14 protein-coding genes are annotated in these 16,131 nt (G+C 62.6%); 4 read left to right on the top strand and 10 right to left on the bottom strand.

Annotated elements, in window-relative coordinates; genetic code table 11:
- Positions 1–24 precede the first annotated feature (24 nt).
- From ACSQ8R_RS12220 to ACSQ8R_RS12210, 3 genes are all read right to left on the bottom strand, one after another.
- Positions 25–1,053 (bottom strand): MerR family transcriptional regulator, encoded by a 1,029-nt coding sequence (locus tag ACSQ8R_RS12220; RefSeq protein WP_436253600.1) that lies wholly within the window; start codon positions 1,051–1,053, stop codon positions 25–27.
- A gap of 105 nt (positions 1,054–1,158) precedes the next feature.
- Complete coding sequence (locus ACSQ8R_RS12215; RefSeq protein WP_436253599.1) at positions 1,159–3,855, bottom strand: bifunctional diguanylate cyclase/phosphodiesterase; 2,697 nt, start codon at positions 3,853–3,855, stop codon at positions 1,159–1,161.
- 134 nt (positions 3,856–3,989) lie between these two features.
- On the bottom strand, positions 3,990–4,934 hold the full coding sequence (locus ACSQ8R_RS12210; RefSeq protein WP_436253598.1) for a diguanylate cyclase: 945 nt from the start codon (positions 4,932–4,934) through the stop codon (positions 3,990–3,992).
- A 285-nt stretch (positions 4,935–5,219) separates the two neighbouring features.
- On the opposite strand from ACSQ8R_RS12210, the gene ACSQ8R_RS12205 reads away from it, so the two are divergent.
- A complete protein-coding gene (locus tag ACSQ8R_RS12205) occupies positions 5,220–6,401 on the top strand; it encodes a benzoate/H(+) symporter BenE family transporter (protein WP_436253597.1) in 1,182 nt (393 codons plus the stop codon).
- A gap of 22 nt (positions 6,402–6,423) precedes the next feature.
- Here the strand turns inward: ACSQ8R_RS12205 and ACSQ8R_RS12200 are convergent, their stop codons facing one another.
- The 3 genes from ACSQ8R_RS12200 to ACSQ8R_RS12190 are packed head-to-tail and all read right to left on the bottom strand — an operon-like array spanning position 6,424 to position 8,250.
- Positions 6,424–7,467 (bottom strand): DNA/RNA non-specific endonuclease, encoded by a 1,044-nt coding sequence (locus ACSQ8R_RS12200; RefSeq protein WP_436253596.1) that lies wholly within the window; start codon positions 7,465–7,467, stop codon positions 6,424–6,426.
- A 20-nt stretch (positions 7,468–7,487) separates the two neighbouring features.
- Positions 7,488–7,913, bottom strand: coding sequence for a hypothetical protein (locus tag ACSQ8R_RS12195; protein WP_436253595.1), 426 nt, complete (start codon positions 7,911–7,913; stop codon positions 7,488–7,490).
- A gap of 16 nt (positions 7,914–7,929) precedes the next feature.
- Entirely contained in the window at positions 7,930–8,250 is a 321-nt protein-coding gene (locus ACSQ8R_RS12190) for a hypothetical protein (protein ID WP_436253594.1), read from the bottom strand.
- Positions 8,251–8,688: 438 nt separating this feature from the next.
- Between ACSQ8R_RS12190 and leuA the strand changes: the two genes are divergently transcribed.
- Together leuA and ACSQ8R_RS12180 are read left to right on the top strand one after the other, a co-directional pair.
- Positions 8,689–10,410 (top strand): 2-isopropylmalate synthase, encoded by a 1,722-nt coding sequence (leuA, locus tag ACSQ8R_RS12185; RefSeq protein ID WP_436253593.1) that lies wholly within the window; start codon positions 8,689–8,691, stop codon positions 10,408–10,410.
- Positions 10,411–10,643: 233 nt separating this feature from the next.
- Positions 10,644–11,804 carry a M20 aminoacylase family protein gene (locus tag ACSQ8R_RS12180; RefSeq protein WP_436253592.1) on the top strand — a complete coding sequence of 387 codons (1,161 nt, stop codon included), beginning with the start codon at positions 10,644–10,646 and terminating at the stop codon, positions 11,802–11,804.
- 33 nt (positions 11,805–11,837) lie between these two features.
- Here ACSQ8R_RS12180 and ACSQ8R_RS12175 read toward each other — a convergent pair whose 3' ends face one another.
- The 3 genes from ACSQ8R_RS12175 to ACSQ8R_RS12165 all read right to left on the bottom strand — a co-directional run bounded on the left by ACSQ8R_RS12175 (position 11,838) and on the right by ACSQ8R_RS12165 (position 14,220).
- Positions 11,838–12,683, bottom strand: coding sequence for an anti-sigma factor family protein (locus ACSQ8R_RS12175; RefSeq protein ID WP_436253591.1), 846 nt, complete (start codon positions 12,681–12,683; stop codon positions 11,838–11,840).
- 2 nt (positions 12,684–12,685) lie between these two features.
- Complete coding sequence (locus ACSQ8R_RS12170) at positions 12,686–13,168, bottom strand: RNA polymerase sigma factor (protein WP_436253590.1); 483 nt, start codon at positions 13,166–13,168, stop codon at positions 12,686–12,688.
- A gap of 98 nt (positions 13,169–13,266) precedes the next feature.
- Complete coding sequence (locus tag ACSQ8R_RS12165) at positions 13,267–14,220, bottom strand: metallophosphoesterase family protein (protein ID WP_436253589.1); 954 nt, start codon at positions 14,218–14,220, stop codon at positions 13,267–13,269.
- Positions 14,221–14,285: 65 nt separating this feature from the next.
- Between ACSQ8R_RS12165 and ACSQ8R_RS12160 the strand changes: the two genes are divergently transcribed.
- On the top strand, positions 14,286–14,774 hold the full coding sequence (locus tag ACSQ8R_RS12160) for an NUDIX domain-containing protein (protein WP_436253588.1): 489 nt from the start codon (positions 14,286–14,288) through the stop codon (positions 14,772–14,774).
- Between the two features lie 226 nt (positions 14,775–15,000).
- Here ACSQ8R_RS12160 and ACSQ8R_RS12155 read toward each other — a convergent pair whose 3' ends face one another.
- Positions 15,001–15,990 carry a glutathione S-transferase family protein gene (locus ACSQ8R_RS12155; RefSeq protein WP_436253587.1) on the bottom strand — a complete coding sequence of 330 codons (990 nt, stop codon included), beginning with the start codon at positions 15,988–15,990 and terminating at the stop codon, positions 15,001–15,003.
- Between the last annotated feature and the right edge of the window lie 141 nt (positions 15,991–16,131).

Here is a 16,131-nt window from a genome sequence, read left to right as displayed (position 1 = left end):
CTGGCAGCTTTTCCGGCTTGCGGTTCAGGCGACCTGCGGACGCCAGGCGACGACGCCTTCCGTGCGGGCCCGGACGTCGGGCGCGGCAAGGCAGGTTGCGACGGCTTCGTAGCCGGGCGCTCCGGGGATGGGCGCCACGCGGCTCGGCGGGCTGTGGTTGGCCGGGCAAAGGATGATCGCCTCGTCCTGTCCAATGGCGCCGAGATCGAGGATCGCCGAGGATCGGGTCATGATGAAGAGCGGGCGGGCGCCTGGTCCGCGATTGCGCAGATAGGCGGCGAGCGCTTCCTGCGATGCCTGGTCGAGACCCTGTTCGATCATGTCGATGACCGGAATGTCGGTTCCGTCCGTTTCCAGCGCGACGAGGAGGGCGGTGAGGGCAGGCGTTTGCGCCGCTCCTTCGTCGAGAAGCCAGGAAAGCGCCCGGTCGACGCGAGCCTTCAGAGCCGGGTCGGTTTCCATCCTTGCCTTTGCGGCGGCGTCGTCGGTCCGTTCGAGACCCACGAAGACCCCGTCCGGAAGGTGTTCGGCAATGGCCTTTGCGAACCGCGTCTTGCCGCTGCCGAGCGGGCCGATGATGTAGTTGAGCGGCCTGATATCCCTGAGTTCGAAGCGCTCGCCGCCCCAGGGCCAGGGAAGGTCGAACGCCGCGACGACCTCGGCCGCCGGTCGCGTCAGTCGCATCAACTCGTGCATTCCGGGCGGCTCGCCGCCGGCAAGGCCCGCGCGCAGAGCGCGGACTTTTTCGACCGTCCCGGCGATCCGGCGGGCCTCCGTTTCAAGTTTCGCCTGATGGGCGGCAAGCGCGGGGGCAAGCTCCTGCGCCTCGCCTTTCAGCACCCGCGCCACCTGCGCGAGGCTGAGGCCAAGGGCTCGCAATGCGGCGATCTCGCCGGCGCGGGCCATTTCGACCGGGCCGTAGGTCCGCCATCCGGCCGCGGTGCGGACCGGGGCGATCAGGCCGCGCTGTTCGTAGAGGCGCAGCGCCTTGGGGGATATGCCGAGCCGTTCGGCGGCATCGGACGGGTTCAGGTAGCGTGCGGAAGAACTCAAGGAATCACCTCGTTGGTTGTTGACCGCTCCTCCTATCGAGGCAGCCCCAGGGGCCGGGTCAACAGCTGTCTTGCGAGGTTCGGATTTTTTTTCGAGGGGGTGCGCTCAGTCGGCCAGCGCCGCCGACGGGGCGAAGCGCGTATGGTCACCAGCCCGCCAGCCGGTCGCAAAAGTGATGAACTCGTTGGCCGGCATAGGCTTTGCGAAAACGTATCCCTGAAGGGTCTGGCAGCCGAGGTTGCGCAGGATGTCCACATGCGCGGTGGTCTCCACGCCTTCGGCGACGATCTCGATCCCCTGGGAGCGGCCGATCTCGATGATCGAGGCGACCAGACGGCGCTGTGAGCCGGCGGCTTCGAGCGGTGCGATCAGCTTGCGGTCGATCTTCAGCCGCTTGGGCCCGAGTTCGAGAAGGCTGACGATCGACGCGTGGCCGGTGCCGAAGTCGTCGATCTCGATATCGATTCCCATCGCCTTGAGATCGAGGATGGCGGACCTCAGCTCCTTGTCCTGATCTTCGAAGGAGATCGATTCGAGAAGCTCGAACGATAGGGTCCCGGGGATGATCGGCAGTTCGGCCAGCCGCTTGAACAGCCTTTCGTCCTTCAGGCGCTGAGCCGAGATGTTGACGGAAAGATGCGGGATATCGAGCCCGAGCGCACTCCATCTCGCCGACTGGAAGAGCGCCTTTTCGAGAATGATGGCATCGATATCGGCCGCCCGGTGGAGGCTCTCGGCGATTGCCAGGAAATTGTCCGGCGACAGCAGTCCGCGTTGGGGATGCTGCCAGCGCGCCAGCGCCTCGACGCCGACGATGGCGAGCGAATGCGCATCGAACTGAGGCTGGAAAAACGGGATGATCTGGTCGCCTTCGAGCGCGCTCAGGAAGTCGTCGGACATGCGCTTGCGCAGCACGGCTGCGGAGCGAAGCTCCTTGGAGAACACCTCGACGCGGTTGCGGCCGCGTTTCTTGGCCTCATAGAGCGCGATGTCGGCGTTGATCAGCAATTGGCTCAATTCCTCGCCCGTATCGGTCTGGCAGGCGATGCCGGCGCTGCAGCCGATGCGACATTCGTGTCCGCCGATATCGATGGGGCGGGCAAGGGTGTTGACGATCGACTGGGCAAGGTATTCGGCGCGACGCTGCGGTTGCGCTCCCCCGGTCACGACCACGAATTCGTCACCGCCGATGCGCGAGGCGAACTCGTCGTGGTCGATCAGTTCGAGCAGACGGGACGTGGCGGCCTTCAACACGGCATCGCCGGCCGCGTGACCGAGCGTGTCGTTGACTTCCTTGAAGCGGTCGAGATCGATGTGGATGAATGCCAGGCGGTGACCTGCGGCCTGGTTCTCTCCGGCCGTCATGAATTGGTCGAGGAAGCGCCGGTTCGGCAGTCCCGTCAAGGCGTCGTGCAGCGACTGATGTTCGAGCGTGCGCCTTGCGGAACGCAATTCGTCGTTCTGCAGTTCGGCTCTGGCCTGCGCCAGCCGCAGTTCGGAATTCAGCGTAACGTCCCTGGTGACGTCCCAATTGGCGCCGACCACCCGCTTGACGCCACTCGCGGTTCGGTAGGTCGCGCCGTGCGCGCGGATGTGGCGGACCTGGCCACTGCCGGACAAGACGCGGAACTCGGTGCGATAGCCCGTTTCGTTCTTGATCGCGTTGCGGAAATTCGCTTCGGCAGCTTCCGCGTCGTCGGGATGCAACGCATCGCGCCAGTCCGCGAATTCGAGGGCATGCCTGTCCGGCGGCGCGTCGTAGAGCTCACGCATGCGCGGGTCCCAGATCAGCGTGTCGGTCGAAGGTTCATATTCCCAGACCCCGACGCCCGAGGCCTGGAGCGCCAGTTCGAGGCGCTGGGACAGCGTTTCCAGCTGTTCCTCGCGTTGCTGCAGGGTAATGATATTGCCGTGACGCTGTTTCATCAACATCCCTGCCCAGATGAGCGGGGCGGCAATGCAGAAGGCGATCAGAAGGGCGGTGATCCGGAAGCTGAACATGTCCGGCGGCAAGCCTTGCCATCCGTCTTTCGGGACAGCGGCGAGGTACCAGGTGTCGTAACCAAGGTCGATCCTCGATTTGACGGGGTCCTGAGAGAATATCGCCAGGTTGCCGAGGAAGATATCGGCTTCGGCGGGAATGGGCCGTTGCGAAATCGCGATGTCGAGTGTCTGGCGCTGAGTATTGACGTTGCTGTCCGCATAAAGCCGATCGAGATCGATGACAGCCGAAACGACGCCCCAGAACCGGCCGTTTGCAAGCGAGAACACCGGATAGCGGGCGATCAGCCCCTGGCCGCCCTGCACCAGGTTGACCGGCCCGGTGATGACGAGCGTCCGCCGCTCGACGGCTCTCATCACGGCATCCCTCTGCAGTTCGTTGGTGCGGTAGTCGAGGCCGAGGCTCTTCTTGTTCGGCTCCTCCGGATAGACCAGGCTGATCACCAGATCCTTGGCGCCGGCGACATTGCGCATCTGCGAGGGAACGCTGAAAATCCGTTCCGAAAGCGCCGTGAATTGCGGTTGGTTGATGTTCGGGTTAGCGGCAATCGCGGCGACCAGCCCGTAGATCAGGTTGACGTTGCCGTGGATATTGGTCTCGAGGCTCGCCGCCACCCTGGCGAGCTGCTCGGCTGCCTTTACCTGCTCCGCCACATGATACTGCTCGCGTTTTTCGATATCGGCGCGAACCACCCCGACCAGCAGACCGGCGACGGCAAGTATGGCCGGGAAAAAATAACCGAGGCCAAAAAACTGAAGACGAGACGATTTCGATTTCGAGAGTAATAGCAGCGAGGTCATGGAGATTTCCGATGGTGTTCCCCACAGTGGCCGACAAAATTTAAGATTGTCTAATTTACCGGAGTGCCAGTTACGCAATCGCGTGCCAAACAGGCGTAAAATCCCGTTCGTACGGGAATGGGCCGCCGGCATGCCTATGCGGGGCTGATCCGGTTCCTGCCGGCACGCTTGGAAAGGTAGAGGCCGTCGTCGGCGCGTTTCAGAATGTCCTCGGACGACGCATCCGCCGATAGAAATTCGCTCAAGCCGCCGCTGATCGTCGCGTGATGGCCAAGCGTGTCCCGCACCTCGGAAGCGACGCGCTGGCGCAACCGGTTGGCGATCACGATGCCATGTTCCTGCCGGGTGGCGGGCATGACCACGACGAACTCGTCGCCGCCGAGACGGGCGAGAAAGTCGGTCTTACGCAATTCAAGGCGGCAGACGTCGGCGATCGCTTTCAGAACCGCATCGCCCACCGCATGGCCGAAATCGTCGTTGACGGTCTTGAAGTGGTCGATGTCGAACATGAACACCGATGTCGGGATATGCTCGTCGCGAAAAAGCTCGAACTTCAGGGCGAGCACGTCCATCAGCTTCCGGCGGTTGAAGAAGCCGGTCAGCGCATCGGTCTCGCTCTGATGGCGCAACTGGTTCTCGACGGCGTTCTTCTCGGTGATGTTGCTGGCCACCCAGACGATCGCATCCTCGCCATCGACCTCGAAATCAAGAGCCTGCAGGCGCCCCTCGAACCAGATCGGATGGTCGGGGCCGTCATTCTCCAACCCCTTCACGTCGCTGCCGGCGAGACTGTATTCGATAATGTGCAGGGCACGCGAGGCGAGTGCCTTTTCGATTTCCCGCACGAAGCGATGCGCCTTCTCGAAGACCAGGACGTCGTAGACGCTCTTGCCGACGAGATTGCTGCCGTCATGATAATAGCGGGTGTCCTTGCCGCCGAAGAGCGCGGCATAACGGCCGCTGCGCGTGAGGACGAAGCAGGGATCCGGGAGCGCCGACAGAATGAAATAGAGCTGATCGCGGGAAAAGGTGGTCCCCTGTCCGCTCTCGATTTCTGGCGCAAGGTGAGCTGCCGTCATTGCGTTTCCCGGGCGTTGATGCAATCCGGGCTGCATGACCGGACCGACCGGAAGCAACGGGCGCACAGTTCGGAGACTAACGCCAAACTCCTTCCAAATTATCAACAGATGCGAATATTCGCATGCACGAACCAAAGAACGGGGCGGGCGGGCGGCAAAGGCAATGGGCCGGCCGCCGCCGTTGCTTTCCCATTCGGCCGTACCCTTTTGCCGCAAACGCACCTTGCCTTTGCCGGCGGGCCCATGTTCGATTGCGGACTTTGAAATTCACGAGTCCCCGCCCGCATGTTCAAGGATTTTTCCGTTTCGGCCCTGATGATGGGGCTGCTCACCGCGTTTGTCGGGTTCGTCAGCTCGTTTGCAGTGATCATGCAGGGGCTGCAGGCGATGGGCGCGACCGCGCCGGAAATCGCCTCGGCGCTTCTGGCGCAATCGATCTCCATGGGCGTCCTGGCGATCGTGTTCTCGAGCTGGTACCGGATGCCGATCAGCATTGCCTGGTCGACGCCGGGTGCGGCGCTTTTGTCCGGCATCAGCGTGATCGAAGGCGGCTTTCCGGCGGTCGTCGGCGCATTCGTGGTCTGCGGCGTGCTGATCATCCTCTCCGGCCTGTTCCGGCCGCTCAGCCGGGCGATCCGGTTGATCCCGGCGCCGCTTGCCAATGCCATGCTTGCCGGCATCCTCCTGAGCCTCTGCCTCGCGCCGGTGAAGGCCGTCGCGTTCAATGCGGCACTCGGCCTGCCGATCGTGCTGACCTGGATGGTGGTGGTCTCGCGGTGGCGGCTGTGGGCGGTGCCGGCCTCGCTCGGCGCGCTGGTCCTGGTGCTGATCTTCGGAGTCGACCTTGCCCCGGACGCGATGGCGCAGATCGGCGCGGCGATCCATCCGGACCTGACCTTCGTCACGCCGGTCTTCACCCTGCACGGGGCGATCTCGGTGGCGCTGCCGCTGTTCATCGTCACAATGGCATCCCAGAACATTCCCGGCATGGCGATCCTGAAGGTGCATCACTACGAACCGCCGCCGGGCGTGATGTTTGCCGGCACCGGCATCTTTTCGATCCTCGGCGGGCTTGTCGGCGGCGTGCCGGTCAACATGGCGGCGATCACGGCGGCGATGTGCGCCAGCGAGGATGCCCATCCGGATCCCGCCCGGCGATACTGGGCCGCCATCGTCGCCGGCTTCGGCTACATCGTGTTCGGCCTGATCGCCGGCGGCATCATCGCCTTCGTGTCGCTGGCGCCGCCGATCCTGTTGCAGGCGGTCGCGGGCCTCGGCCTGATCGGCGCCTTTGCCAACGCGGCCTTTGCTGCCTATCGCGAGCCGGAGACGCGGGAAGCCGCGGCGATCACCTTCCTGGTGACGGCGTCGGGCCTCGCCTTTGCGGGGATTTCCGGGGCCTTCTGGGGCCTCGTGGCCGGCGGCGTGATGATGGTGCTGCAGCGAGCGGTGAAGCGCCGGGCTTGAACGAGGAGAGCATGCCGATCGTTCACCACGTCCAGAACGGCGAGACCTGCTTTTCGAGAACGGTCTGCCGGCGGCCGGACAGGACGGGCAGGAAATCGAACCCGGTGTCTTCCTCGATCGCATCGATCGTCGTGCGAAACTCGTCCGCCGCATAGGCGGTCTTGCAACGCGCCTCGTTCTTGAAGCGGAAGGCCATGGCCCGCTGCTCCTGCACGGCATAGACGATCTTGAAGAATGCCGTCGGGATCGCCACCGAACCTGTCGGGACAGCGGATGCCTCGGCCGGTTTCACTTCGGCGGCAGACGATGCCGGAGGGGCCGGCTGTCCGGTGGTCGGAGATTGAGAAGGGATGGTTGCGGGTGCGGTCGGCGGAGCCACCTTCGCCACCTTGGCCTGACGTTCGGCCTTGACGTCGTCAACCGTCTTCAACGGGCCGGAGAAGATCGGGCCGGTGAACACGATGAGACGGGGGCGGGTGGGCAGGAGATTGCGGATCGCTGTTTCCAGTTCGCGCCAGATCCCCTGGTTGAAACAGGCGCCGACCTGCGGTCCCATGTTGGAGAGGACGAAGGTCTCGTCCATCAGATCCTGTCTTGCGGAAAAATCTCCCGCCGGCGCCTGATGGCCGCGATCGTAGCCGCTGTGCTTGTAGTGCGACAGCAGCGCGGAATACCCTTCGGGCAGGGTTTTATCCACGAAGAAATCATCGCTGCGCTCCGCGCCGCTGCCGACTTCCTCGGGGACGATATCCTCGGCAACCCAGTCCGGCACCTTGGTGACCCCATTGAACCGCAATGCGAAGCCGCCGAGATGGCAGCGATAGAGGAACGGCGGATTGGGAACCGGTGGCATGCTGCGGTTCTGGAACGTGTATTCGTGCTCATCGGCCCCATCCGTGCCGGACGGCATCCCTACGGGATCGAATATCGAAGCGCAGGCCTGAAGGTCTGCCGGCAGCGCTTCGCCCGCCTGCGCATTGCCCGCCGAGGCGGCAAGCAAGCCTGCCGCGGCGGCAAGCCGGATCGCGGCCGTCAACCCGTTTGAAATCCCAAATACGCTGCGCATCAGGCTCTCCCGTTGCTTCGTCAGCCGGTCGGTCTCGTGGTCCGCGGTTTCTCAGGGCCAGCCGGCGGCTGGGGTTGGGCGGGAGCCGCGGGCGGTGTCGGCTTCTGGCCGCTGATCACCTTTCCAAGCACATAGGTCCCGCTGCTGATGCCGATCAGCGCAAGGGTTCCTTCAGGTATGTCGATGAGTGTCCCGGTTTCGAGCGAAAGCACGAGATAGAGCCCGGCGACGACGAAGGTGAAGACAAGCATCTGGAAGCGGCTGAGGCTCGCCTTCGGCACCTCGTCCGGCGGGGCGCCGGCCTGCGGCGATTCGCTGAGGAGGTGGTTCAGGTTGATGTCATTTTTCCAGATGGCCCGGATGACGGTGAAGGCCAGCGCGAGGACGATGATGCTGACGACGATGGCGACGAGGCGTGAAATGAATTGCGGATCGAATATGGACATGGTCACTTCCCTTGGATCATTTCCTTGGCCGAAAAATCTTGCCGAAAATGTAGAGAAAATTGCTGCCGCCGAGGGCCATCGCCGCTTCCTGGGGGATTGGTGGAAGCCCTCCATCGACGACTCCCGATTTCAACCCATAGGAGAAGTAGGCAAGTGCACCGGTGATGGTCCCGATCAGCATGACGACCCGCTCCGGATCGTTCGGTTGATCCTTGCCATTTGCCAGCATTCCACTCATGTTGATACTGCCGTCCAGCAGTTTCAGGAGCGTGACGAAGGCAAAAGCCGACAGCGCTGCGACCAGGGCAATGGTCGCGACGGACGAAAAGCCAGCCATGGAATATTCCCCCATAGGTTGACTGACCTTAGATCAGGTCGGTGGCCTGTCAAGTGGAATTCTGATCCGAGTTCGCGCATTTCGAGCGGTGAGGGGGGCTTTTTCTTGTCGGCGAGGTGGGCTTGCCGTTGCGAGATCCAGCGGCTATAAGCGCCTCATGACCATGACAGGCGCAATCATGTCCGACCGTTCGTCTACCCGCCGCACCGCGGCCGGGACGACGGTATTTGCGCTTTCCTCGCTTCTTAGCCTCGACCTTACGCGCGGTTGCCGGGTCCGTTGAGGAGCGCCCGGCGGCCGACAAGCCCGCCCGGCATAAGAGCTCCTCTCACGAACATTCAAGACTTGAGCACAAAAGACCGCTAGAGGTCCGCATCGACGACGGCAATTCCCCTGACGGATGCCGAGCGACGCGTGAAGCGAGAAGAGACGACGACAATGGACGCCAAGACCCATTCCCCGAAAGCCGGCCAGAAATCCGGCATGCCCGACGCGGCCGTGAAATACCGCGCTTACCCGAGCATCAACATTCCCGACCGCACCTGGCCCTCGAAAACCATCACCAAGGCGCCGATCTGGTGTTCGGTCGACCTGCGCGACGGCAACCAGTCTCTGGTCAACCCGATGGGCCATGACCGCAAGGCCCGCATGTTCAAGATGCTGCTCGACATGGGCTTCAAGGAAATCGAGATCGGTTTCCCGTCGGCCTCGCAGACCGATTTCGACTTCGCCCGCTGGTGCGTGGAAGAGGGCGGCGTGCCGGAAGACGTTTCGATGCAGGTGCTCGTCCAGTGCCGGCCGGAGCTGATCACCCGCACCTTCGAATCGCTGGAAGGCGCCCACAGGCCGATCATCCATTTCTACAATTCGACCAGCGAGCTGCAGCGCCGCGTGGTGTTCGCCAAGGACGTCGCCGGCATCAAGCAGATTGCCGTGGATGCGGCGAAGATGATCACCGACATGGCGGCGAAGGCCGGCGGTGGTTTTCGCTTCCAGTATTCGCCGGAAAGCTTTACAGGCACCGAGCTGGAAGTGGCGCTGGAAATCTGCAATGCGGTCACCGAGGTGATCAGGCCGACCGCCGAGGACAAGCTGATCCTCAACCTGCCCTCGACGGTCGAGATGGCGACCCCGAACGTCTATGCCGACCAGATCGAATGGATGTGCCGCAATCTCGACAACCGCGAAAACATCATCATCTCGCTGCACCCCCATAACGACCGCGGTACCGGCATCGCCGCGACCGAACTCGGCCTGATGGCGGGTGCGGACCGTGTCGAGGGCACGCTGTTCGGCAATGGCGAGCGCACCGGCAATGTCGATGTGGTGACGCTGGCGCTCAACATGTACACGCAAGGGGTCGATCCGGAACTGGATTGCTCCGATATCGAGCGGATCAAGGCGGTCTACGAATATTCCAACCAGATGGTCATTCCCGAGCGCCATCCTTATGTCGGCGAACTGGTCTACACCGCCTTTTCCGGCTCGCACCAGGATGCGATCAACAAGGGCATGAAGGCGATCAAGGTCGCCAACCATCCGGTCTGGGAAGTGCCCTACCTGCCGATCGACCCGCGCGATGTCGGCCGGTCCTACGAGGCGATCATCCGCATCAACTCGCAGTCGGGCAAGGGCGGCATCGCCTATATCCTGGCCGAGGATTACGGCCTGAACCTGCCGCGCAACCTGCAGGTCGAGTTCCGCGAGGAGATCCAGAAGATCACCGACGAAGAAGGCGTGGAGCTTCCCGCCAAGCGCATCTATGAAAGCTTCATTGAGCGCTACGTGGAGCAACCCGGCGGACGGCTGAAATTCGTCGATCACCACACCTTTCCGGCCGGGGTCGACCACAAGGGCGTCCGCGTCGTCGCAGCGGAGATCACCGACGGCGGTGAGACGAAGCGGATCGAAGGCAAGGGCACGGGGCCGATCGACGGCTTCATCAACGCGCTGTCGACCTATCTCGGCATAGAGCTCTCGGTCGCCGACTATTCCGAACACTCGCTGCAGCATGGTTCGAACGCATCCGCCATCGCCTATGTGGAGATGGAGCACCCGAACGGAAAACTCTTCGGCGCCGGCATCAACAAGAACATCGTTGCGGCCTCGCTCGAAGCGATCGTTTCGGCGGCGAACAGGGTGCTGGCTGCCAAGGGGTGAGACGGGGAGCCTGGATCAGTCGCGGGCCTCGGATGGGCCGCTTGAAATGGCGGCCCCAGCGATCTCTCTGCAACCGCATAGCTTAACCTCGATCCTGACAACAAGGATGTGGGTGCCGCTTGCGTCGCCTGCGTCACAATCCATTCCATGAGCGCGCCTGCCTAAACTTCTACTAAACAGAAGATTGCGAGCATTCTTGCAGGCAGGTTCCTTAAGGACCACTCAGGCGGAGCATGACCATAAAACCCGAAGAGGAATATCGCGAAGTAGTTGAATGGCGCCGCGATCTGCATGCCCATCCGGAACTTCTTTACGAGGTTCATAGGACAGCCTCGTTCGTCTCGGCAAAGCTCAAGGAATTCGGGTGCGATGAGATCGTAACCGAGATCGGCCGGACTGGCGTCGTCGGTCTCATTCACGGCCAGAAACGGACAAGTGGCAAAGTCATTGGCTTGAGGGCCGATATGGATGCTTTGCCAATCGAGGAAATGACGGGCGTGCCCTGGGCTTCGAAAACCCAGGGAAAGATGCATGCCTGTGGTCACGACGGTCACACCGCCATGTTGCTTGGCGCCGCGCAGCAGCTGGCGCGGACGCGTCATTTCGACGGGATTGCCGCCGTCATCTTCCAGCCCGCCGAGGAAGGCGGCGGTGGCGCAAAGGCGATGATCGACGATGGCTTGATATCTCGGTTCCGAATCGCTGAAATCTATGCCTTGCATACCGAGCCTGGCCTCCCAATCGGCCATTTTGCCACGGCCAGCGGGCCAATCGCGGCATCCGCTGACGGGTTTCGCATTCACGTTGAAGGCAAGGGCGCGCATGGTGCGTCACCGCATGTCAGCATCGATCCGCTGGTCGTAGGCTCAAACATCATCCTAGCGTTCCAGACGATCGTGTCCCGGAATGTCCATCCAATGAAATGTGCGGTCGTAACCGTAGGTGCTTTGAATGGCGGCAAGGCCGGTAACATCATCCCACAGTCGGCCGAGCTACGCGGCACGACAAGGACTTTTGACCCGTCCCTGCGTGATCTCATCGAGGCACGCGTGATCACTATCGCCGAGAAGGTCGCAGAAGCATACGGAGCGAAAGCCAGCGTGGCCTACAAGCGAATGTATCCGCCGACCGTGAACCACGTTCGTGAGACACTCTTTGCAGTCAACGTGGCGAAAGCTCTGGTTGGAGAAACGAATGTGAGTGCGGAGCTGGCACCACTCATGGGATCGGAGGACTTCTCGTTCATGCTTGAGGAGCGCCCGGGAAACATCATGCTCATCGGCAATGGCGATACAGCGTCCGTGCACGATCCACGTTACGACTTCAACGATGCCGCGATCCCGTACGGTATAGCGTATTTCAAATCTTTAATAGAAAGCGGAATGCCGTTGTAGGGTCTGGAGAAAACCGGGGCCACGCGGGCCGCCCTAAATCAACCCCGCCGCCTTCGCTGCGATGTCATCCAGATCGGCTGCCGAGGAGGGGCCGATGATCATGTAGGTGGCAAGCGGCGTGACCCAGGAGACGAGGCCGGTGTCGTTGCGGATTTCCTCGATCGAGCGGTTGCCCTCGGGCCGGGTCTTGGTGAACGAGATGGCGATCACGTCGCCGTCTCCTTCGCCGTCGGTGCGGCGGTAGAGAAGCTGGCCGACCGGCCCGCCGCCGGCGGCAAACAGGCGGGCGCCCTGGAAGGTCAGGCCGCTGTCGCTGAGATCGGGGATCCGAAAACCGACGCCGGTATTGGTGGTCAGCCATTCGAGGATATCGGCGGGCCTTTCGGCCGGAATTTCTGCGAGGTGATTGGTCTGGCGCGCATAGAGCCGGTAATGGGCGATGATATCGTCCAGCCAGTCGCGGCTGCTGGCGCCGGGCATGGAAATCATCGAAAACTGCGGCACCGCGGGGTTGCCGCCGATCATATAGCCGATGCCGCCGCCGAGCACGAAAAACAGGGCGCAGGCCGCGACCGCCTGCAGGCCGGACGGCTTGAATGAAAGGTTCGGGCGGGGCCCCTGCGGCAGTCGTATGGCCCGGCGCGGCAGCGGCGCATTCTTGATGGTGCGTACCAGATCGAGCGGCACCGGTTCCTTCAGCATGTCGTCAAACGCGCGCCGGCCGAGATCGGCGCCGCGCTTCAGTGCATCGTGCAGGGACCGGGCCTGCGGGTCGTTGACCAGAAGTTCCTCGACGTCATGCCTGGCATCGTCGCCGGTTTGCCCATCGATATAGGCGGAAAGCCGCAGTTCGAGCGGCGAGGGCTGGGGGATGTTCATCCTCACGCTCTCCGCTCGCTCGTCTCGGCGGCGGCCGCCGCCAGGCTGAGACGTGCGGTGCAAAGGCGGACGGCAAAGAGATCCGGCTGGATGCCGAGGATTGCGGCGGCCTCCGCATGGGCGAAACCTTCGACATCGGCGAGCAGGAAAACGCTCGCCAGCCCGTCCGGCAGGCAAGCAAGAGCGTCCTTCTTGGAAGGGCGGGAACTTCCGGCCGTGGAAGCGTCGGCGACGTTGCCCTCGGTGCGCCGGCGTTTCTTGGCTTCATCGACGAAAGTGCTGCGGATCATGCTGAAAAGCCAGCTTTCCAGCCGGCCTTCGCCCTTCCAGTGATGGCTTTTCTGGATCGCCCTGCCGGCCGCTTCACGCACCAGATCATCGGCCTCGCCAGCAGTTCCGGCCAGCGTCAGCGCGAAACGGCGCAGGCGAGGCAGGAGCGCTACGAGGTCGCGCCGGATGTCGGTCGATGGGCTCGGTTGGGTCATGTATAGCGGCGGCTTACCTGTGATCTGCTGTCGTAAGTGGAACGAACTCATAGCTATGACGGGATTGTGGCGATTCCGCAACAATCACGCCATTGATTCTACAACATTCTCGCGACCTGCGGAATCGACATCGTCGCCGGCTCTTCACCGTAGAGAAGCCGGCTGTTGTCGAGCGTAACGCCGTCGCCCCGTTCGGTGAGGCCATAACGGTCGCAAAGAAGGTTCCAGGCGCCGGGCTCACCGGAAAGCGTGAAGAGATTGTAGGCGGCGCGCGGCTTGTGTCCGCCCGGTCCCTGGGAGGCCGAAGCGATGCCCACCACCGGCACGTTGCCGGTATGGCTTCGCAGCCAGTAGAGCGTGTTGAGATGTGTATGCCCGTGCAGCACCAGTTCCGCGCCGCCGGTGGAGATCGCCGCGGCGAAACGGCGGATGCCGAGCATGCGCTTGTGCGAGGATGCGGCGCCGCGGATCGGTGGATGATGGATCAGCACCACCCGGAAGAGGCCTTCGTCTCCTGCCTTCTTCAGCAGGTTGACCGTCTCGCGGGCCTGCCGCGAGCCGTAATAACCCGATGCCGAAAAGGGCAAAGTGGCATTGGAAGTCGAGCAGCCGATGATGGCGAGCGGGCCACGCCGGCGCATTGTCGGGAAGATATGGTCCTCCTCCGGCCAGTCTGCCGGGTCGTCGTCGCTCTTGATGAAGGGGTACCACTCGTTGACCGACTTGTCGTGCGCTCCGGGCACATAGGCGTCGTGGTTGCCGGGCACGACGGTCGTGTCATAGGGGTCGCCGATGGTGCGCAGCCATTCGCCGGCAAGCCGTGTCTCGATCTTGGTCGCGAGGTTGACGAGATCACCGGTGATGAAGAGCTGGTCCGGTTCGCGTGTCTTCAAATCGCTCAAAAGCAGGTCGAGCGTATTGACGAAAAGGTGCTTGCGCCGATTGCGGTGCCAGTTCACAAACCCGGTGATCCGCTTCGAGAAAAGCTCACGAAGCGAGAGTTTTGGAAGCGGCCCCAGATGGATGTCGGAAATATGCGCGAATTTGAACATGGCGCACACATAACGCATGAGCGAAGAAATCGTTATCGATTTTCTGGACGCTCCCGGAGTTATGAATGAGCGGCGAAGGGGTGCCGGAAATCCGCGGCTTGCGCACCCGGATCGTCGTCTGGCTGCTGCACCGCGTCTTCAAGCTGACGCGCGGCATGACGCTCGGGGTGCGCGCCGCCTGCTTCGACGGCGAGGGCCGCATCTTCCTCGTCCGCCACACCTATGTGCCCGGCTGGTACATGCCGGGTGGCGGCGTGGAGCGCGGGGAGACGGCGCTCGACGCGCTGCGCAAGGAGCTGCGCGAGGAGGGAAACCTCGAGATCCGCGGCGAGATCGAGCTTTTCCACGCCTACTACAACCGCAATGTCAGCAAGCGGGACCACGTGCTGCTCTATCGGGTTACGGTGGAACAGACCGCGCCGCGTTTGCCGGACCGGGAGATTGCCGAGAGCGGGTTCTTTGCGCTCGGTGCGCTGCCGCAGGATACGACCGCGGCGACGTTGCGGCGGCTGCGGGAACTGGGCGGGGAGGCGGAGAGGGCGGATTACTGGTGAGGGCGCGTGTTGAGGCGGCGAGCAAGGGCTGCCCCTCATCCGCCTGCCGGCACCTTCTCCCCGTTCTGACGGGGAGAAGGGCAGATGCCGCCCCGTTTTGCCCCAACCTCAAGCTTTGGTTTGGGGCAGCGAGCTTGCCGCTCGGGTCCTTCGCCCCGCTTGCGGGGAGAAGGTGCCGGCAGGCGGATGAGGGGCGGAGATGCCGCACCATCTCCCGGGGAAAACCTCACGCCGCCCGCTTCATCTTCTCCCGCCCATGCTGCGCATCGAGATCCACCACCGGGCCGACGGGGACGATGCCGGTCGGGTTGATGGTCCTGTGGCTCTCATAATAGTGGTGCTTGATGTGGAACAGGTTGCAGGTCTCGGCGACCCCCGGTTGCTGATAGAGATCAGCGAGATAGCCTGACAGGTTCGGGTAGTCCGCGATGCGGCGGATGTTGCACTTGAAGTGGCCGACATAGACTGGATCGAAGCGCAAGAGCGTGGTGAACAGGCGCCAGTCGGCTTCGGTCGTGGTATCGCCGAAAAGGTAACGGCTGGATGAGAGGCGCTTTTCCAGCATGTCGAGCGTTTCGAACAGCCGGGTGACGGCGCCCTCGTAAGCTTCCTGGGCGGTCGCGAAACCGGCCTTGTAGACGCCGTTGTTGACCGTGTCGTAGATGATGGCGTTGAGGTCGTCGATCTCGCCGCGCAGTGCCTGCGGATAAAAATCCGCCGTCGAGCCGGTCAGGCCGTCGAAGGCGCTGTTCATCATGCGGATGATTTCCGAACTCTCGTTCGAGACGATCGTGTTCTCCAGCTTGTCCCACAGGACGGGCACGGTGACGCGGCCGGAATAGTTCGGGTCCGCCTTCAGATAGATCTGGTACAGATAGTCCGAGCCGAACAGGTCGTCGCCGGTGGCGCCGTCGCGTTTCCTGAATTCCCAGCCGTTTTCCAGCATCAGGTAATCGACGACCGAAACGGAGATCAGGTCTTCGAGCTTCTTCAGCTTGCGGAAGATCAGCGTCCGGTGCGCCCAGGGACAGGCATAGGAAACATAGAGATGGTAGCGCCCGGCCTCAGCCTTGAAGCCTTGCCTGCCCGAGGGGCCGGCGGAACCGTCCGCGGTCACCCAGTTGCGGAACTGCGATTCGGCCCGCTTGAAATGACCCTTGTTTTCCTTGGTGTCGTACCAGACGTCCTGCCATTTTCCCTCGACGAGCCTGCCCATGGTGATCTCCTTCGTGTTCGTTGCCGCAATAGATACGGCAGCCCCACCGGATTGCGAGCCGGGATTTTATGAACGCTGTGTTTTTGCATTGGACGATCAGAAATTTTCCTGCTACTTCGCTTTCCGAAATTTGGAGAACCT

The organism is Neorhizobium sp. LjRoot104 (genome assembly GCF_964253725.1).
Classification (GTDB): domain Bacteria; phylum Pseudomonadota; class Alphaproteobacteria; order Rhizobiales; family Rhizobiaceae; genus Neorhizobium.
The sequence above is the reverse complement of the archived record's forward strand: the minus strand, read 5'-3'. Positions and strand labels throughout refer to the sequence as shown.